The organism is Niveibacterium sp. COAC-50 (genome assembly GCF_013184235.1).
Lineage (GTDB): Bacteria > Pseudomonadota > Gammaproteobacteria > Burkholderiales > Rhodocyclaceae > Niveibacterium > Niveibacterium microcysteis.
The window spans coordinates 107,213-122,922 of sequence record NZ_JABCJM010000002.1 but is presented as its reverse complement, the minus strand read 5'-3'; the positions used below and the strand labels follow the sequence as shown (position 1 = coordinate 122,922).

The window sequence follows — 15,710 nt, the reverse complement described above, 5'->3', positions numbered from 1 at the left end:
CGCTGCGCTCGGAGCTCAAACAGTCCTCGCCACCGCCATGCTTCGCATGTCGGAACCCGATGCTTCTGCGCTGCTCGGCGTTTCAGAGGGGGATTGAAAAGCGTCAGCGATCAGCGGCGCTTTGCAAATCCGATCCGCGCGAAAACGGCGACGATTTTGACTGTGGGTCCCGTCGAGAGCGCCGAGTAGCGCAGCGTGACCGGGAAGAAGGCCGAGGACTGTCTGAGCACCGAGCGCAGCGAGGGCGAGTTCCGCAGGCCCCCGGCCGTGCGAGCAACGCAGGGAAGTCAGGTGCGCAGCACCTGACCGCGAACGCCGGGTCGCCTTTTCTTGGTTACTTCTTTTGGCGAAGCAAAAGAAGTAACACGCCCGCCGGGGCGGGGCCCGGCTTGAACGGAAAAGCCGCGGCAAAGCGACGCGGCAAATCGCAAGCCGAACCGTTGTGCTCTGCGACGCGCAGCCCAAGCCACGCCGCTCCCTGATGCCAACCCAACGGCCGGCGCTGCGTTGCCGCCACTGTGCGCAAAGTGCCCGCACCACGGCACCGAACACCCCTGCCGTGCGATCCGTCGCTCCCCCACCCCAAATCCGCTACCGAGCGGATTAGCAAAGCGGCATACTCGCCGCCACATCCGAATCCGTTCTGGAGCATGGGCATGAACCCGTTTGCGAACAAACGCATCCTGGCCGCTGGCGCGGTCGTCGTGGCACTCGCGGCCGCTGGCGGTGGCTGGTGGTACGAGCACCGTGCGGCGGGCGCGGGCGGGACGATGGCGGGCGATGCGGTGATCGCGGATACCGGCGGCCCCTTCGCGGCGACCGATTGCCGCGCGCGTTTGTTCGAGGATCAGCCCGCGCTGGCGGTGGTGTTCTCAGAACCGGTGGATCGCAGCCAGGCACTCGACAAGGTTTTCCAGGTGACCGACCTCGGCCGCATCGACGGCAAGTCCGAATCGGGCGAGGAGCAGGCCAACGGCAGCAAGCCGCGCAATGGCGACAAAGCGGCGCCGGGTGAAAAGATCCTACAGGGCAGCTGGGTGGTGGATGGCAACCCGCGCATCGTCGTGTTCCCCTACATCCAGCCGCAGCGCAAATATCGCATCACGGTAAACGAGGGCGTGCTGGCCGCGAGCGGCGCGAAGCTCGCCAGCGCGAAGACCTGCGAGCTGGCGACGGAAGAGATGCCGCCTTCCTACTTCTTTGCCAGCAAGGGTACGGTGCTGCCTGCGAAGCAGAACGGCGGCTTGCCGGTCGTCACGGTGAACGTCGCGGAAGTGGATGTGCAGTTCCTGCGCGTCGAGCCGGAGAACCTGCCGCGCTTCATCGAGCAAGTGATCGCGGGGCGGCGTGCGCCGGCTTCGGACGATGAGGCGGCGGGCGAGGGCGGTGAGGAGAACTACGAGTATGGCTACGACACCAACAGCCGGCTCAAGGGCACGGTGGGTTCCTGGCAGCTCGATCGCCTGCGCGATGTATCGAAGAGCGTGTACGCGGGCCGCTTCCTGACCGGCGACAAACCGAACAAGCGTCAGGTGACCTTCCTGCCGGTGGAAGATGTGAAGGAACTGCAGGAACCCGGCGTCTACATCGCGGTGATGAGCCAGCCGGGGCGCTTCCGCGAGGAATACCAGGTCACCTACTTCTACGTCTCCGACATCGGCCTGCACGCGCATCGCAACACCAAGACGATGGATGTCTTCGCCACCTCGCTGGTGAGCGGCAAGGCGATGGGGGATGTCGACATCGAGGTGCTCGACGCGAACGCGAAGCGCCTCGCCAAAGCCAAGGTTGATGGTGACGGGCATGTGCAGATCGCCGGCCTGCCCGCATCGGCCCACTTGCTGCTGGGTCGGCGCGGCAAGGAGTTGTCGCTGGTTGCACTGCGCGAGCCAGGCCTGGACCTGTCGGAGTTCGATATCGGCGGCCACCTGCCGCGCGACGCGAAGTTGTTCGTGTACGCCGGACGTGATCTGTACCGGCCGGGCGAGAAGTTCAACGTTTCGCTGCTCGCACGCGATGCCGACGGCCGCGCGCTGCCGCCCTCGCCGGTGCAGGCGATCCTGAAGCGGCCGGATGGCCGTGCGGTGGTTACGCAAAGCTGGCGCCCGAACGACAAGCAGCCCGGCTACTTCCAGCAGGCGCTCAGCCTGCCGGCCGACGCGCAGACCGGCCGCTGGATGCTGGAGGTGCGTGCCGATCCGGCAGCGAAGGCGCCGGACGCGGTGTGGAGCTTCCAGGTTGAGGAATTCCTGCCCGAGCGCATGAAGCTGGATCTGAAGACCGCCAAGGCGCCGCTGATGGGCGGCGACGCGTTCGAGGTGGCGGTGCAGGGTGACTACCTCTTTGGCGCGCCGGCGGCGGGCAACCGGCTGCTCGGCAGCGTGGCGATCGAACGTGCGCGCACGCCTTTCGCGAAGGAGTGGAACGGCTTCATCTTTGGCGACTTCGCTGACGACACGCTCAAGCGCCGCAGCGAAATGGAAGAAACCGCGCTCGACGACAAGGGCGCTGCGAATGTCACGGTGCCGACGGGTGTCGATAGTGCGAAGTCGCCGGTCACGGTGCGTGCGTCCTTCAGCCTGCTTGAATCCGGAGGCCGCCCGGTGGTGCGTTCGGTCGAGCGCACCTGGTGGCCAGCCAAGGCGATGATCGGCGTGCGCCCGGCCTTCGACCGCGACGTCTCGCGCGAAGAGCAGAACGCCGATTTCGAGCTGGTCCGCGTGACGCCCGCCGGTGTGTTGGCGCCTTTGGCGCAGGCGAAGATCCGCTTGTTCCGCGAAGATCGTCAGTACTACTGGCGCTTCGACGATCAGCGCGGCTGGCATTCCGGCTTTACCGAAACCGAGGAGCTGATCGAATCTGGCGCGGTGGCGCTGAAGCAGCGCGCCAAAGTGTCCTTGCCGGTCAAGTGGGGGCGCTACCGCCTCGAAGTGGAAGACCCGGACACGCAGCAAACGCTGCGCTACCGCTTCTATGCCGGCTGGAACGCACAGGACGCCGACGATGTAGGCAACCGGCCGGATCGTGTGCAGATGAAGCTCGAAGGCGTGCCGGCCAAACCGGGCGACAACGTGCGCCTGACTTTGACGCCGCCGCACGATGGCGAAGCGCTGATCGTGGTCGAAGGCGACAAGGTGCTGTGGACCAAGCGGGTCGCTGCGTCGACCGGTGGCACCACGGTCAGCATTCCGGTCGATGCGAAGTGGGCGCGGCACGATCTGTATGTGTCCGCCGTCGTGTTCCGCCCTGGCAGCCAGGGCGACCGCGTGACGCCGGCGCGTGCGCTGGGCCTCGCGCACCTGCCGCTGGCGCGTGAGGACCGCCGTCTCAAGGTACAGGTGACGGCGCCCGACAAGGTGCAACCGGAACGCATCACGAAAGTGAAGGTCAAGGTCGATGGCGTGGCGGGCAAAGTGGCGACGGTGACCCTCTCGGCGGTTGATGTCGGCATCCTCAACATCACGCGCTACAAGACGCCGGACCCCTTCGACTTCTTCTTCGGCAAGCACCGCTACGCGCCGGAATTGCTCGACCTGTACGGCAAGCTGATCGAGAAGATGGATGGCACGCGCGGCAAGCTCAAGTGGGGCGGCGACGCCGGCATGCGCGACAGCCAGTCGATGCCGAAGAAGGTGAAGCTCGTCGACATCTTCAGCGGCCCGGTGCAGCTCGATGCCAAGGGCGAAGCCGAGATTCCGCTCGACATTCCGGACTTCAACGGCACGCTGCGGCTGATGGCCGTGGCGTCCACCGCCGAGCGCTACGGCAACACCGAACGCGAGATGACGGTCGCCGCGCCCATCGTTGCGGAACTCGCGACGCCGCGCTTCATTGCGCCGGGGGATCTGGCGACCATTGCACTCGATGTGACCAACCTTTCCGGCGCACCGCAGGAGATCACGCTCAAGCTCGAAGCGGCCGATCCGGCAAAGATCAAGGATGGTGAGCGCACGCTCAAGCTCGCCGACAAGCAACGCAGCACGCTGCGCTTCCAGGCCGAGGCGACGGATGCCTACGGCCTTGCACGCGTCACGCTGCAGTTGAAGACGGGCGGCGCCAAGCCGATCGTCATCAAACGCGAATCGGCCCTGCAGGTGCAACCGCCAGTGCCGATGGAGCGCGTGGTGCGCCGCGCGCGCATCGAGCCGAACGGTAGCCTCAAGCTCGATCCGACGATGATCGCGCCGTACTTCAAGGCATCGAGCAATGTCAGCGTCACGCTCTCGAACAAGCCGCCGCTGAACGTGAAGGCGCTGGTCAAGGGCCTGCTCGACTACCCCTACGGCTGCCTTGAGCAAACCACCAGCGCGGCCTACCCGCATGTCTTCATCGACGAGGCCGGCGCCAAGGCGATGGGGCTGGAGCCGCGCACGCGTGAGCAGCGCGCCGCCTTCATCGAAGGCGCGATCGGCCGTATCGCCGGCATGCAGGGCGCGCAAGGGGGCTTCACGCTGTGGGGCCAGGGCAACTACGAACCGTGGCTGACCGCCTATGTCGCCGGTTTCCTGCAGGATTCACGCGAGGCCGGCTTCACCGTGCCGGCGGAGATGAGCAAGCGCGCGCAGACCTGGATGCTGCAGCAACTGCAGAACGCGCCGAACAACTTCCCCAGCATCCCGGGCACGCTCAAGCCGGACGACAAGGGCTTCTACAAGGCGCAGGACTACGAACTGCTGCGCAACGGCCACCAGCGCTTCGCCGAGATGGCGCATCTGGCCTACATGCTCGCCCGCGAGCAGGCCGCGCCGCTCGCTACGCTGCGGTTGTTGCACGACCAGTACCGCGACCGTGCGCGTTCACCGCTACCGCTGGTTCATCTTGCGATTGCCTTGCAGCTCTCCGGTGACCCGGCGCGCGCCAAGGTTGCACTCGATGAAGCGATGACGCGCCGCTATGGCGTTCAACCGACTGGCTACTACTGGGAATGGCTGGGTGACTACGGCTCGCCGGTGCGCGATCTGGCGCTGTCGTACGCGCTGCTGGTGCGGCACAAGATCGCGCACCCGCGCCGCGAGCAGATCCTCTTCGACCTCGCCGACCGCCTCGGAGAGCGTGGTGGCTGGGCTTCCACTCAGGAACGCCTGTCGCTGTTCCTCGCGGCACGTGCGGCGGGCGGCGACGGCAAGCAGGAGTGGAGCGCCGTGCTGAAGAACGGTGACGCGGCCCAAACACTCACCTCGAAGAGCTCCGAAGCACGCAGCTTCGACGCTGCCGCACTCGCCCGTGGCGTGCAGATCGATAGCAGCCACAGCGAGGCCCTGTTCGTCGAGATCGAAGCCAGCGGCTACCCGGTCAAGGCGCCCGAACCGAAGTCCGACGCCATCAAGCTCACCCGCACCTGGTACGAGGCCGATGGCAAGGAATGGAAGGGGCGCCCGCTCAAGGTGGGCGACATGATGATCGTGCGCGTCACCGCCAGCGCAAAGCAGCGCATCGAAGACGGCTTGATCGTCGACCACATTCCGGCCGGTTTCGAAGTCGAGAACCTCAATCTCTCGCAGGGGCCATCAGCGCAGGAGTTCACCGTTGGCAACATCAACGTCGGCCAGGCGATGGAGGATGCGCGCATCAAGCACCGTGAGTTCCGCGACGACCGCTATGTCGCCGCGGCGCGGCTTGAGCCGGGTGAGCTCAACGTGTTCTACATGGTCCGCGTCGTCACGCCGGGCCGCTATGTGGTTCCGGCCCCGTTCGCGGAAGACATGTACCGACCCGAACTGCGCGGCATCGGCCCCGCCTCGGCGCCGATCACGATCGTTGACCCTCGCGCACCGGTGGAGAAGTGACGAAGTGAACCTGTGATGGTGCAAGGCGGGTGGCGCTGTCGGCGCTGCCCGCCTCGCGCTCCAACATCGTCCTGCCGCATCGAATATCGGCCTCTGCTAAATCGGCGGTTCTTCGCCGCCCATGATCTGGAGGCGGCCAGAACTGATGCTTGATCTGGCGCGGTCGCTCTGATTTGCGCTTTGCGGAGAATGAGCCTTTCTCTTCCCATAAAAGGCATTGTCATGTTGCGAACCCATGCCGCTTCTGTGTGCCTCACGGCGCTATTGCTTGCCGGCTGTGGCGGTGATGGCGGCGGTAGTTCTACGGTGGTGCCATCAACCTGCGACTACACGGTTTGCGGTGTGCTTTCTGGCCACAGCTACGTCGTCTATGAACCGGTCACGCTGCCAGCCAATGCGCCGCTGCTGGTGTTGCTGCACGGAGCGAACGTCGGGCTCGACAGTACCGAGGCCATGTGGCACGGCCGAGCATTTGCCGATCGTTTTGGTTATCGGCTCGTCATCCCGCAAGGCAAAGGCAATGTTTGGAACTACGGCGACGACATTGGCTTCCTGGCCGATTTGATCGATGCGGTGCAGCGCGACCGCGGCCCGTCGGCGGGCGTCTTCGTGGCTGGCTGGTCAAACGGGTCCGAGTTGTCGCAGTTGTTTGTCTGTGACCACGCCGATCATGTCACCGCCGTCATTTCGCTGGCGGGGCCGCTGCTTCGCGGTCGAACGTGTACGCCATCAAGGCCTGTTGCGGTCGCGCTGATGGCGGGCGGCAACGACTCCGTCGTGCCGATCGCCGGTGGCGCCATGGGCACCATGGGCTTGGCGGAAGCCTTTACGGCTTGGCAGGGCATGATGAGTTGCGACGGTACGACCCAGTCGTCGACCGACTCATCGCTGATGTCGGGAACACGTTCGACGACTACGGTAGCGATGGGGTGCCGCGCCCCGGTTCAGCAGACGCTGATGGATATCGCCACGCACGCGCCGGGTTGGAATCAGACAGCCTTGCATGGCTACATGCAGGACTTCTTTGCGCGCGCTGCAGTCCGATAAGCCGCTGGCATGGCCAGCGCAGATCCAGCCATCTCATCTCCGCCAGGTCCGGTCGATCCTGCTGCGCGCCGGTTCACCGGCAGTTGGTCCGGGGCTAGGAGCGCTACGCGGGATTGCGCTGGCCGCTGTGGGCTTACCACGGCAACCGGATTCGGAGTTTGCGTCGCCAAAGTGCTGGGCGTTACCAATGCGGCGGCACAGATGTGTCCCCGCGTCGCAGTGCTGTTGGCGGCCTTGCAGCGTGCCGATGAGCAGCGGAATCACCAGAGACCCTGAACGACGATGAAAAACGCGGAGGGCGTGTAACCGCAGCGGCGGTTTTCGGCCTTCGCCGTGCGTACTGTCACGTTCGCGGTCGACGCGGTGCGTATTGTCTTCGTGGCGACAAAGACAATGCCGATGTAATTTTCTTGCGACATGCAGCCTCTGCGCTGCCGAAGCCAGCCCGAGCGGTGCTCGAGCGCCTCATTCTGACGAGACCTTATTCATGAAATGCAGAGTTCTAGCAGCGCTTGCCTGCCTTGTTCTGGTGTTGAGCGGTTGCGGTGGTGATGGTGGCGGCGGTGGAGGGGGGGGCGATTCGAAGCCGGTCTCGTTCTCACAGGAGGCTCTTGCGTCGCCGGTCGATGGCGCGTCGCGCTATGTGCTCTACCTTCCGCAGGGATACGAGACAAGTCCAGACAAACGCTGGCCTTTGCTGATCTTCCTGCATGGCTCGGTCGTCTTGAGCGACCTTGAGCTCGACTCGATCACCCGGATTGGCGTGATGGGGTTCATGCGAAATACAGGCACCCACTTTCCCGCAATCATCATCGCGCCGCAGCAGGATCTGGATTTCTACCAATACCCGACGAACGCCCAGTGGCCAATTACCTGGCACGACCCGGTCTTTCTTGATGCAGTGATTCGCGACGTCGAAAGCCGCTATCGCGTCGACAAGACGCGGGTGTCTATTACCGGCGGCAGCATGGGGGGGTTCGGTAGTTGGGCGATGGCGCTGAGCTTTCCGAAGCGCTTCTCGGCCGTCATGCCGGTCGCGGGCGGACTCACGAATGACGACCTGCTTTACTTCTCGAACATCCCTCTGACTGGCGCGGAAGATTGGGGCCACGCATTCGATGCCGTCGCCAGCAATAACGTGCGTGTCTACAGCGGCTTGTCCGACAACAATGTACCGATTGCCGTTGCGCGCAATCCGGTATCGTTGCTGCGGAGTGCGGGCGGCAATCCGGATGTCCACGAAGAAGCGATGGACCACGCGGGGGTGCAACTGCTGGCCTTTACCAAGGACCCGGTGGACTGGATGCTTGCTCGTGACCGGCCCGATGCCGACAGCGCCTCAACGCCAATACCTAACCCACAGGAATTCGCGGGTGCGTACCACTTTGATACGGGCGAGAAGGTGAGCATTTCCGCGACCGAACACCAGATCCGGCTCGATTTCGGTCCGGGCCGCAACCCGATGCCCTTCCTCTATATCCGTGACGACCGGTTCATCGCGGGCTGGTTGATGTATGCGCGTCGGGATAGTGCGGGCAATGTGAAGTGCTTCGTCTCTCCGCTGCCGGCGGTCAAGGTGCCGTATCGCTTTTACCCCGACCTCATTCGGGACGACGCCACCGAGGCATGCCGCGCCTAGGCGCGCAGTCCGCGCCCACGGTAGCGAGGGCTATGTTCGCGCGCGCGGGCGACGCGGACGGCCGCGTGTCGGGTTACGCTTTCGGTTGACTAGCCGTATGCCGCTTGTGAATACCATGAACCGAAAACACATCAACCTCATCGCCGAACTCGCCGTCAATCTGGCGCTGCCGTGGATGGCCTACACGCTGGCCGAGCCGCGCTGGGGCGAGTTTGGGGGCTTGATTGCGTCGGCGATTCCGCCCCTGCTTTGGAGCCTGGGCGAGTTGCTGCGGCATCGGCGTCTGGACGCGCTGAGCGTGTTGGTGTTGGTCGGCATTGCGATGTCGCTTTTGGGCTTGGCTCTGGGTGGCGATGCGCGGATATTGCTGGTCCGCGAATCCCTGGCTTCCGGTGCGATTGGCGTGGCCTTTCTGGTGTCGTTGTTGTTTGAGAAGCCGCTGATCTTCTACCTCGCGCGCGCGACGATGGCCCGTGAGCAAGACGACGCCCACGAGATGATCGAGGCGTGGTGGGCTACCTCGGGAGCCCGTCGGGCGGTATCGGTGATGACCGCGGTGTGGGGGAGCGGCCTCACCGCCGAGGCCGCGCTGCGTACCTGGCTGGCATGGACCTGGCCACCCGCCCGCTTCCTCGCGGTGGCACCTTTCATTGGCTACGGGCTGGTCGCGCTGCTGATGCTGTGGACGCTGTGGTATCGCCGCCTGCTGGGGCGCGCAGAGCGCGATGCCGGCCCGGCCGATGGCCAGCAGGTCGGCCCGCAAGATGCGGTGGGTTGAAGCCGCTCGCGATGACGACGCGCAGGTCGTCACGAGCGATGCGATGCTGAGGCGAAAAACTTGAGTTGGATGCAAGCGCGCATTGTGGCGATCAAGCGGATGCTCGCTGCACTGGCTGTGCGCCGCAGCGCACGCGTGGCATTGGCGACGCTTGCTTGCCTCGTCCTCACGGCGTGGGTGCTCGATCGCCTGTTTCCGTTGCCGCTTCCGCCGCACGAGGCCGGACTGATCGTTGCCGCAGCCGACGGCACCCCGCTGCGCACCTGGCCCTCGGTGGATGGCGTATGGCGCTACCCGGTTACGGCAGAGCAGGTGTCACCGCGCTACCTGCAGGCGGTGCTCAACTACGAAGACCGTTGGTTCCGCTGGCATCCGGGCGTGAATCCCTTCGCGATGCTGCGTGCGGCGTGGCAGTGGGCGCGCAACGGGCGCATCGTTTCCGGCGGATCGACGCTGACGATGCAGGTGGCGCGCATGCTCGATCCGCCGCCACGCACCTTGCGCGGCAAGCTGCGCCAGGTCGTGCGAGCCTTGCAGCTTGAAGTGCACTTCTCGAAGGATGAAATCCTCACGCTGTACCTGAACCATGCGCCGATGGGCGGCATCGTCGAAGGTGTTGAAATGGCGAGCCGGGCTTACCTTGGCAAACCGTCCAAATACCTCAGCCACGCCGAGGCCGCGATGCTCGCGGCCTTGCCACAGGCGCCGTCGCGGCTGAGGCCCGATCGTGCGCCGGACAAGGCGCAGGCCGCGCGCGACAAGGTGCTCGATCGGATGGCTGCATTTGGTGTGTGGTCGGCAGCCGAAGTGGCCGACGCGCGCGTTGAGCGCGTCGGCGCGCAGCCGATCCGCGCGCATTGGCTTGCGCCGCTCGCGGCCGAGCGCCTGCGCGGCGAAGCGCGCACCCCGGCCGCAGCAGCGCGTACCGAAGGCGCCTTGCAGCTTGTACGCTCCACGCTGGAACCTGAGGTGCAAAGCACGCTGGAGCGCATGTTGTTGGATCGCGTCGACCAGTTGCCGCCGAAGGTGTCGATGGCGGCGTTGGTGATGGACAACGCCAGTCTTGCTGTGCTCGGCTATGCCGGCTCGGCGGATTTCTCCGATCGCGCCCGTTACGCATACGTCGACATGGTGCGCGGCGTGCGCTCGCCGGGCTCCACGCTGAAACCCTTCCTCTACGCGATCGCGCTGGACGAAGGCCTGATTCATTCCGAGAGCCTGCTCAGTGATGCGCCGCAGGCTTTCTCCGGCTATGAGCCCGGCAACTTCCAGGCCGCATTCTCCGGCCCGGTCAGCGTTGCCGAAGCACTGACACGGTCGCTCAACGTGCCGGCGGTCGATCTGCTCGACCGCGTGGGGCCGCAACGTTTTGCCGCCCGGTTGCGGGCGGGCGGCCTGCGTTTGCGCATGGCCAAGGGCGCTACGCCCAACCTGTCACTCATACTCGGTGGCGCAGGTACAACGCTGGAGGAACTCGTCGGCGCGTATCGGGCGCTGGCCGCGGGCGGGTTGGCTGGCCAACCACGCCTCACGCCCGATGCCCCGCGGGTGGAGAACCGCATCATGAGCGAGGGGGCCGCCTTCATCGTGCGCGACATCCTTGAAACCGGTGGTCACCCCGACAGGCCCTTCATCGAGGCGGGCTCACGGCGCGTGGCGTGGAAAACCGGCACCAGCTTTGGTTTTCGCGACGCATGGGCGGTTGGTGTGACCGATCGCCACACGATAGGCGTCTGGGTCGGCCGCCCGGACGGCACACCCAACCCCGGCTTCTTCGGGGCCAACATCGCCGCGCCGCTACTGAAGGACATCGCGGCCGCGCTGCCCGGCGCCGCCGCGAGCGCGCCGCGCTCGCCGCCGAAGAACGTCGGCGTGGCGGAGATCTGCTGGCCGCTTGGCCGCGCATTGGCCGACACCGAGCCGGCGCATTGCCACCAGCAGCGCACTGCATGGACGCTTAACGGTGCCGCGCCGCCAACGCTGCCGGACCGCGTGCGTCCGAGCGGGCAGCTCGATACGGTCTGGATCGATCCGGATAGCGGCTTGCGCACTACACCCGCCTGTCGAGCCGATGCCCAGGCCCGCCGCGTCGCGCGTTGGCCGACGCATCTGGAGCCCTTCCTCGGCCCTGCAATGCGTGAACGGGTTGGCATCCCCGCCTGGTCGCCGCGCTGCATGGCCGCCGGCGACGGTGCGGGCAATCTCCGCATCAATGGTCTGACGCCGGGCAGTGTGCTTCGGCCGGCGCCTGGCCAGTCCTCCGCACGGGTGCAGTTGCAGCTGCTGGGGGCGAGCGGCGCCGTGTGGTGGCTGCTAGACGGGCGGGTGCTGCGCAGCGCGCCGGCCGCTGCGACTCAGCTGATCGAGGTCGCTACCGCCGGCGCCCACACTGTCAGCGTGGTGGATGCCGGCGGGCGTTTCGCGGTGGTGGATTTCAGCATGAGTCTGCCGCGGGCGAACTGAGCACCCGGCGACGGCTGCGCTGCCGAATCAGGTCGTGAGTTCGCCTGAGATGTAGCTGGAGAGCTGGCTGATCGTGCGTTGCTGTTCTTCGATCACCGTTTTCACCGCATCACCGATCGTGACGATGCCGATCAGCTGGCCCTTTTCGACCACTGGCAGGTGGCGGATGCGGTTGTTGGTCATGATCGCCATGCAGTCGTCGATCGTCTGCGTTGGCGAGACGGTCAGCACGTTGCAGGTCATCAGGTCCCCGATGGTCGACTCAGCCGAGGTGCGGCCCTTGAGCACCACTTTCCGCGCGTAGTCACGTTCGGTGAATATGCCGGCGAGGCGCTCGCCTTCGGTGACCAGCACCGAACCCACATCGTTCTTCGCCATCAACTCCAGCGCATGCAACACGCTTTGATCCGGCGAAACGGTGAACACCTTGCCACCCTTGGCTTGAAGCATCTGCCGTACCGTAATCGTCATTGCCTTGCTCTCCTCGCTGTGGGTATGCCGCTCTCGGGCGGATCTGTGAGCTTCTAATCTGGACTGCCCGCATCAAAATCACAAGGATTGCTTTGCAGTGTGCGCGAGGACACACGGCACCGCAGCCAGCCCTTGCTGCCGGCAACGGCGGAGGGCATCGTACCCCCTCCTTTCCCGGCAGGGCCAGCCCCGCCAATGTTCCCGACCCTTTCGGACCGATCATGATTGCGTTTGCCCGCCGTGCCCTGAGTTGCCTTAGCGTGTGTTCGATGCTGTTGTGTGCAGGCCCATCGTCGGCCGACGATGCCCAGGTCGCCGCGCGTCAGGCAGAGATGTCGGCTGCGGTGCAGGCCGCCGAAGCGGTGAAGGTGGTCGGCCCGGCCGAAGTGAAGCTGCTCGACCAGGCCACGTTGAAGTTGCCCGCTGGCCGCATCTGGGTGCCGCAGCCGGCTGCCGGCAAGCTGATGCACGCGATGGGCAACAGTGCGGATGACCGCCTTGCTGGCGTGATCTTCCCGGACGGCGAGGGCGACTGGCTGGTTGTCGCAGAGTTCGAGAAGGCGGGCTACATCAAGGACGACGACGCGCGTGACTGGAAGGCCGACGAGTTGCTTGAAAACATCAAGCAAGGCACCGCCGCCAGCAACGAAGATCGCCGTGCGCGCGGCATCCCTGAGCTCGACGTGCTCGGCTGGGTGCAGGCGCCGACCTACGACGCTACCACGCACCGCCTTGTGTGGTCGATCCGCGCACGCCAGAAAGGCCAGCCTGAGAGCGCCGAAGGTTCGATCAACTACAACACCTACGCACTCGGGCGCGATGGTTACTTCAGCCTGAACCTGGTTACCGGCGCCGATCGCATCGCGCAGGACAAGCCGGTCGCGCATGCCCTGCTTGCCGCCCTCGAGTACGGCGACGGCAAGCGCTACTCGGACTTCAATGCCTCCACCGACAAGGTGGCTGAGTACGGGCTTGCCGCGCTTGTTGGCGGCCTGGCGGTGAAAAAGCTCGGGCTCTTCGCCGTGATTGCCGCCTTCGCGGCCAAGTCGTTCAAGCTGATCGCGCTCGGCGGTGTTGCGCTGGTGGCCGCGGCCCGCCGCCTGTTTGGCGGGCGCAAGGCGCAGCAGGACGACGCGTCCGTCTGAGCGCGGTGTCGAATCAGGCGCGCCGGAGCACGCTGCGCGCCTGAGCGGCGTACACCCGGTCCGTGCTCGGCACGCCGCGTATCGACGACGCCACCTCCCCGGCGAGCACAAAGCCGAGCGCATCGAGCAGCGCCTGCGAGCGCAGGTTGCGGGTGTCCGCCACCGCACGGAGCACCGCCACCGCGCGCTCGTGCCACAGCCATTCAATCATGCGTCGCACCGCCACGCGGCCGATGCCGTGGCCCCAGAATGCCGGTGCGATCAGGTAGGCCAGTTCGGCCTCTCCGTCGGGCATCACGGTCGCCTGCACAATGCCGGCAACGGCGCCACCTTCCGGAAGCCGCACGGCCCAGTTGAGCCACTCCTCGTTCAGGTGCGCGGGCGCGCCAGCGGCGAGGCGCGCGAACCACGCGGCCAGTTCCTGTTGCGAACCCGGCTGCTCGATCGGGACGAACGCATACAGCGCATCGGACTGCGCATGGGGCCAGAAGGCCTCTGCGTGGTGCGTGGCGAGCGGTTCGAGCAAGATCGTGTCAGGCGTTACAGGCATGGTCTGACGGTGGGGCCCTGGAGGGGTGATTCGTACCGCAAGTGTGCGCGTTGCACCAGACCAGCTTGGCAAATTCATGCAAAAACGCCCGGCGCGATGGTGGCCGCCGGGCGTTTTGCGTAACCAGCGCCGTGCGCGCCGGCGTGCGAGGTTCAATTCACGCTGACGGCCGACCAAGCGCGCGCCACGGCGGCGTATTGCGCAGAGCTTGCCCCGAAGAGGTCCGCCGCCGCGCTGAGCGTTGCGGTGCGGGCGCCCTTGTAGTTGGTGTTGGACGTCATGTACACCGTGAGCGCGCGGTACCAGATCTTGCCTGCCGCATCGCGCCCGATCGCGGTAAGCCCGGTATCGGCGTTGCAGACCAGTTGTGAGGCCGACAGGTTGAAGCCGGTCGGCACCTTGGCGCCCTCGGCGAGCAGGTAGAAGAAGTGGTTCGCCACGCCGGACGAATAGTGCACGTCGAGCGAACCCAGCGTGCTGCTGTAGCAATCGGGCGATGAGCCATCAAGGCTTGGCTTGAACATGTAGCGCAGCGCCTTGGTCGGGTTGCTGACGCCCTTGTTCGCGACGAAGATCTTCTCGCCGATCAGATAGTCGCCGGGGTCCGATGCATTGCTGGCATAGAACTCCACCAGCGTGCCGAAGATGTCCGACGTTGCTTCGTTCAGGCCGCCTGATTCACCCGAGTAGGTGAGGTTGGCCGAACGGCTGGTGACGCCGTGCGTCATCTCGTGGCCAGCCACGTCGAGCGAGGTGAGCGGATAGTAGCTGGTGCCATCCCCGTCGCCGTAAGTCATGCAGAAGCAGGAGTCGCTCCAGAACGCGTTCACATACTTGCGGCTGTAATGCACCCGCGAATAGGCGCCACGTCCATCGTTCGCAATGCCGTTGCGACCGTGTACATTCTTGTAGTAATCCCAGGTGACGTTCTGCCCGAAGGTGGCGTCGACGGCCGCGGTGGCGGTGTCGGCGGTGGTGCCGTCGCCCCACACGTTGTCGGCGTCGGTGAAGATGGTGCCACCGCTGGTGCGGTTCTTCAGGTTGGTGGTGTAGTGGTTGCCACGCGAGGGATCACGCAAGGCGTAGCCGCCAGTGCTCTGGCTGTCGGTGGTCAGCGAAACGGTGCCGTCGAACAGGCTCTTGCCGGTGCCCAAGGTGGCGGCAGTTTCGATCTCGTCCCACTTGTCGAGCACCTGGCCACCGTGGGCGTCGATGAAGGTGTGCATCACGCTGGGGGTGCCGTCGGGTGCCGTGCCGGTCGTCACCACTTCATAGGCGAGCGTGGGCTGGCTGCCGCGCGCGAAGATCACCTGCTCGCTGCGCGAGGCGCCGTCACGCTGGCCGCGGAATGCCGATTCCGCGACGGCCGTGGCCGCGAGGTCGTCGAGCGTCGGGCGGGTGTCGATCTGATGCCGTGTCGCCATCGTGTGGCTGAAGCGCTGCGCTTGTCCGCGCGCATTCGAATGCACGACGATGTCGCCGCCGATCACGCGCAGCCCCTTGTAGGTGCGGTCGAAGCGGACATGCTCACTACCGTCGGCATCGGTAATCGTGCCGCGTGCGATGAACTGATCGCCTTCGGATGCCTGCACGTTTGCGCCGAAGTTCTGCAGATGGATCTGGGCGCGTTTGACCGCCGGGGCGGATGCTTCCTGCGCCGAGGCGGCGCCAACGCTGGACAGTGCGACTGCGATTGAGACCACAAGCTGACGTTTGCGAAACACCATGGGTAACTCCTTCTCTGTCGGGCTGGAGAGTCGGGGTGCGCAGTTGTGCCACGTACCCTCGTCGGTCGGGGGGATTCGAATAGCATAGTTGCGGCGGACGCGCT

The 15,710-nt window shown here is 65.5% G+C and carries 10 protein-coding genes; 6 read left to right on the top strand and 4 right to left on the bottom strand.

All coding sequences use genetic code 11. From position 1 onward, the window contains the following. The first annotated feature begins 656 nt into the window (after positions 1–656). Both HH302_RS08020 and HH302_RS08015 read left to right on the top strand, forming a co-directional pair. Positions 657–5,786, top strand: a complete 5,130-nt coding sequence (locus tag HH302_RS08020) for an MG2 domain-containing protein (RefSeq protein ID WP_216661838.1) — start codon at positions 657–659, stop codon at positions 5,784–5,786. A 222-nt stretch (positions 5,787–6,008) separates the two neighbouring features. Next, a complete protein-coding gene (locus HH302_RS08015) occupies positions 6,009–6,833 on the top strand; it encodes a PHB depolymerase family esterase (RefSeq protein WP_172201119.1) in 825 nt (274 codons plus the stop codon). Positions 6,834–7,093: 260 nt separating this feature from the next. Here HH302_RS08015 and HH302_RS08010 read toward each other — a convergent pair whose 3' ends face one another. Further along, on the bottom strand, positions 7,094–7,252 hold the full coding sequence (locus tag HH302_RS08010; protein ID WP_172201117.1) for a hypothetical protein: 159 nt from the start codon (positions 7,250–7,252) through the stop codon (positions 7,094–7,096). Between the two features lie 68 nt (positions 7,253–7,320). Here HH302_RS08010 and HH302_RS08005 point away from each other — a divergent pair, with 68 nt between their 5' ends. From HH302_RS08005 to pbpC, 3 genes are all read left to right on the top strand, one after another. Beyond that, positions 7,321–8,472, top strand: coding sequence for an alpha/beta hydrolase-fold protein (locus HH302_RS08005; RefSeq protein WP_172201115.1), 1,152 nt, complete (start codon positions 7,321–7,323; stop codon positions 8,470–8,472). Positions 8,473–8,587: 115 nt separating this feature from the next. Then, positions 8,588–9,250: a VC0807 family protein gene (locus HH302_RS08000; protein WP_216661837.1), complete on the top strand. Its 663-nt coding sequence runs from the start codon at positions 8,588–8,590 to the stop codon at positions 9,248–9,250. 69 nt (positions 9,251–9,319) lie between these two features. Next, a complete protein-coding gene (pbpC, locus tag HH302_RS07995) occupies positions 9,320–11,713 on the top strand; it encodes a penicillin-binding protein 1C (protein ID WP_253946073.1) in 2,394 nt (797 codons plus the stop codon). 27 nt (positions 11,714–11,740) lie between these two features. Here the strand turns inward: pbpC and HH302_RS07990 are convergent, their stop codons facing one another. Beyond that, the gene (locus HH302_RS07990) at positions 11,741–12,184 is read right to left on the bottom strand and encodes a CBS domain-containing protein (RefSeq protein WP_172201113.1); all 444 of its coding nucleotides are present in this window, start codon (positions 12,182–12,184) and stop codon (positions 11,741–11,743) included. 221 nt (positions 12,185–12,405) lie between these two features. On the opposite strand from HH302_RS07990, the gene HH302_RS07985 reads away from it, so the two are divergent. Then, positions 12,406–13,329, top strand: a complete 924-nt coding sequence (locus tag HH302_RS07985) for a DUF2167 domain-containing protein (protein ID WP_172201111.1) — start codon at positions 12,406–12,408, stop codon at positions 13,327–13,329. A 13-nt stretch (positions 13,330–13,342) separates the two neighbouring features. Here HH302_RS07985 and HH302_RS07980 read toward each other — a convergent pair whose 3' ends face one another. Together HH302_RS07980 and HH302_RS07975 are read right to left on the bottom strand one after the other, a co-directional pair. Beyond that, on the bottom strand, positions 13,343–13,879 hold the full coding sequence (locus HH302_RS07980) for a GNAT family N-acetyltransferase (protein WP_172201109.1): 537 nt from the start codon (positions 13,877–13,879) through the stop codon (positions 13,343–13,345). Positions 13,880–14,031: 152 nt separating this feature from the next. Further along, the gene (locus tag HH302_RS07975; RefSeq protein ID WP_172201107.1) at positions 14,032–15,606 is read right to left on the bottom strand and encodes a M4 family metallopeptidase; all 1,575 of its coding nucleotides are present in this window, start codon (positions 15,604–15,606) and stop codon (positions 14,032–14,034) included. Positions 15,607–15,710 lie beyond the last annotated feature (104 nt).

Coding starts and splice junctions, on each gene's coding strand:
- HH302_RS07975 (WP_172201107.1), bottom strand. CDS start 15,606: ATGGTGTTTCGCAAACGTCAGCTTGTGGTCTCAATCGCAGTCGCACTG.
- HH302_RS07980 (WP_172201109.1), bottom strand. CDS start 13,879: ATGCCTGTAACGCCTGACACGATCTTGCTCGAACCGCTCGCCACGCAC.
- HH302_RS07985 (WP_172201111.1), top strand. CDS start 12,406: ATGATTGCGTTTGCCCGCCGTGCCCTGAGTTGCCTTAGCGTGTGTTCG.
- HH302_RS07990 (WP_172201113.1), bottom strand. CDS start 12,184: ATGACGATTACGGTACGGCAGATGCTTCAAGCCAAGGGTGGCAAGGTG.
- HH302_RS08015 (WP_172201119.1), top strand. CDS start 6,009: ATGTTGCGAACCCATGCCGCTTCTGTGTGCCTCACGGCGCTATTGCTT.
- HH302_RS08010 (WP_172201117.1), bottom strand. CDS start 7,252: ATGTCGCAAGAAAATTACATCGGCATTGTCTTTGTCGCCACGAAGACA.
- HH302_RS08020 (WP_216661838.1), top strand. CDS start 657: ATGAACCCGTTTGCGAACAAACGCATCCTGGCCGCTGGCGCGGTCGTC.
- HH302_RS08005 (WP_172201115.1), top strand. CDS start 7,321: ATGAAATGCAGAGTTCTAGCAGCGCTTGCCTGCCTTGTTCTGGTGTTG.
- pbpC (WP_253946073.1), top strand. CDS start 9,320: ATGCAAGCGCGCATTGTGGCGATCAAGCGGATGCTCGCTGCACTGGCT.
- HH302_RS08000 (WP_216661837.1), top strand. CDS start 8,588: ATGAACCGAAAACACATCAACCTCATCGCCGAACTCGCCGTCAATCTG.